This window comes from Nocardioides sp. (genome assembly GCF_036267815.1).
In the GTDB taxonomy this organism is placed as follows: domain Bacteria; phylum Actinomycetota; class Actinomycetes; order Propionibacteriales; family Nocardioidaceae; genus Nocardioides.
The window spans coordinates 1-1,845 of sequence record NZ_DATAVI010000072.1 but is presented as its reverse complement, the minus strand read 5'-3'; the positions used below and the strand labels follow the sequence as shown (position 1 = coordinate 1,845).

General features: G+C 68.2%; 3 protein-coding genes. All 3 read right to left on the bottom strand.

Going from position 1 to position 1,845, the window contains the following annotated elements:
• Positions 1-23: 23 nt before the first annotated feature.
• Complete coding sequence (locus tag VHW64_RS16110; RefSeq protein ID WP_329651594.1) at positions 24-818, bottom strand: endonuclease/exonuclease/phosphatase family protein; 795 nt, start codon at positions 816-818, stop codon at positions 24-26.
• A 184-nt stretch (positions 819-1,002) separates the two neighbouring features.
• Positions 1,003-1,299: a hypothetical protein gene (locus VHW64_RS16105; protein WP_329651593.1), complete on the bottom strand. Its 297-nt coding sequence runs from the start codon at positions 1,297-1,299 to the stop codon at positions 1,003-1,005.
• Positions 1,300-1,526: 227 nt separating this feature from the next.
• Positions 1,527-1,845, bottom strand: a 319-nt coding sequence (locus VHW64_RS16100) for a hypothetical protein (RefSeq protein ID WP_329651592.1), incomplete at its 5' end; no start/stop codon positions are given.

The following is a 1,845-nucleotide window of genomic DNA, read 5'->3' as shown; positions in this document are numbered from 1 at the left end:
CACGAGGACTTCGGGCAGGCGCTTTAGCCCCGCTCCTCGCTCGACCAGCGGATGTGCGCCACCAGCGGCGAGTGGTCAGACAGGCCCTCGTCACGCCACTGGTGCAGATAACCGCAGACCGGGACCTCGACCTCGCCAGAGACGATGAGGTGATCAAGCCGGTAGCCCCCGCCCCAGCGTTGCCACACCCAGCTGGGCTCCCGCTGCTCCGGTCCGTGCAGAGACCGGAAGGCGTCACGAAACCCGCGGTCCTCCAGGCCCTTGATAAGCCCGAGCTCCGCGGCGTCCCAGCGCTCGCCGCGGTCGGCGCGCAGCCGTCCGTAGCGATCCCGCGCAAATGTCCACACCCGGCCGTCGGGATGCTCGCGGCGAGGCGTGTTGAGGTCGCCGCACACCAGCCGCGGCCCGCAGCCCCCGATTAGATGCGCGTGCACGGCCTCGTGGGTGAGGACCTTGGCTAGGCCCGGCTTGGGGCTGGTCGGAGAGTGCACGTTGACCACCTCCAGGCCGGCGAGGCGCGTCGCCAGGACGCGCTCAGTCCACGGAACGCCTCCCACCGCGACGGGCTCCTGCTCCCAGCGCGAGGCCACAAGGGTCAGCAGTGGCCGGTCACGGCCGTCGACCGCCGCGACATCGGCCACGCGCACGTCGCGCAACCCGACCGTGGTCAGATGCTCGGTCCACGGTTGCACCGAGCGGGCGATGACCTCCTGCAGGCAGACAATGTCCGGCGAGAGCGCGGTCACACGCTCGGCCTGCACCGCCTGGCGACGGAGGCGGCCGGCGACGTTCCAGCAGACGAGGGTGGCATCGGGCACGAAGCATGATTGAAGAGCACGACGCACGCGCAACGCGACGTCGTGGGCGTCGCCATCGTCATCCGATAGCTCGACCTCGGAGATGCCTTGAGCGACCCGTGCGTGCCAGCGGCGTCATCGTCATTGGAGGTGCCTAGGGTTGGCGACAGATCGACGGACCGTCCTCGCCTACGACGTCGATCCTCTACCTCGCGAGCGTGACCTTGCCAGGCTTGTTCCGGACCCACGGCGGCTTGTAGAGCAGCTTCACCGTGTCGCCGTCCCCGACAGACACGTCGATCTCGGCGGGACCCATCCGGGCTGGCAGCGCCCACGCCACGTACATCTCGACGTGATGGTCACCCGCCTCTACCTCCACGTCGTTGGGCTTAGACAGCGACAGTTCCTGCTCCTCGCCGCCGTCGATCGCCACGCGCAGCGGACGCGCCTTAAGAGCGGACTGAACCACCGGGACCTTCGAGGTGATCCGGATCGTGGCCACGGCCTGACCCTATCGGCTGGTTCGTCGCGATGCGAATCCCTCGGGCCACACACCTGATGCAGGGTTCCCCTGGCGAGATCTCGATCGGCCCGTGTGCGAGCTGCCGAGCGTCCAAGCGAACCGGCAGCATGTGCCGGCCGGCGTCCCGCTTGCGGCACTGCTTTCGTTTGTCCTCGCCACCGCTCTTCGGTCGGCGTTCTCAGCTATGGGCCTGTGTCCTGCTTCCTTCAGACGGTGGAGGCTGGATCGTATGCTCGACCGGGAAATCCGCCGATCGCCAGGAGCCGAACGCCGTCAGGACCTGGCAGGATCTTGCGCCGCGCCGTCGGCCCGACCCGGATGATGTGGTCTGCGTCCAGCTCGTAGCGGTGGCCTTCGACCTGCACGTCGGCCGAACCGCGCAGCGCGATATAGACCTCCTCCTGGCCGAGCTGGTGGGCGGGCGGATTCCCGGGTCCCTCGGACGAGTGGTCATGCTCTGGGTAGGCGGTCGTTTCCGCTGGCATATCGATGATCGACATCCCGAACGGTGTCACGCCCATCTGG